The organism is Leisingera sp. ANG-Vp, from assembly GCF_000813725.1.
Classification (GTDB): Bacteria; Pseudomonadota; Alphaproteobacteria; order Rhodobacterales; family Rhodobacteraceae; genus Leisingera.
On sequence record NZ_JWLD01000108.1, the window covers coordinates 1 to 853 of the forward strand.

At 58.9% G+C, this 853-nt stretch carries 1 pseudogene; it reads left to right on the forward strand.

The features are described from left to right. Window positions 1–853 (forward strand): annotated as a pseudogene (locus RA20_RS25205) (IS3 family transposase); the annotation flags it as partial.

Here is an 853-nt window from a genome sequence, read left to right on the forward strand (position 1 = left end):
CTTACTACCGCTGGCGCAAACAGTATGGCGGAATGGGAACCGACCAACTGAAAGAACTCAAACGGCTTCAGAAGGAGAACGAACGGCTGCGGAAAGCCGTCTCGGACCTGACCTTGGACAAACTCATCCTGAAGGAGGCGGCCCGGGGAAACTTCTGAGCCCCGCCCGTCGGCGCGCCTGCATCGAGCTGATACGCAGCGAGATGAAAGTGTCGGAACGCCGGATCTGCCGGGTGCTGGGGCAGCATCGGTCAACACAAAGGTATCAACCGCGAAGCCGGGAAGATGAAGACCGGCTCGTGGCGGACATGATTGAACTGGCCAGGCAATACGGCAGCTATGGCTACCGCCGGGTTGCAGTGCTGCTTAGGGACGCCGGATGGCAGATCGGCGACGGCCGTGTCGAACGCCTGTGGCGGCGAGAGGGGCTCAAAGTGCCACCGAAGCAACCAAAGAAGGGGCGGCTTTGGCTGAACGACGGATCATGCATCCGCCTTAGACCGGAAAGCCGCAACCACGTCTGGAGCTACGACTTCGTGCCTTGCCGCACTGAGTTTGAAGGATCAGGAAATGATCCGGGGGATCATTTCCCCTGAAAACGGCAAGGCGTTCCGCACCTTGAACATCCTCGATGAGTTCAGCCGGGAATGCCTGGCAATCAGGGTGAAGAGGAAGCTGAACTCGACCGACGCAATCGACGCCCTGACCGATCTATTCATTCTGCGGGGGCCTCCAGCCTATGTCCGAAGTGACAATGGCCCAGAGTTCGTTGCCAAGGACGTCAGGGCCTGGATTGAGGCGGTTGGTGCGAAAACAGCCTTCATCGAACCAGGAAGTCCATGGGAGAATGGATA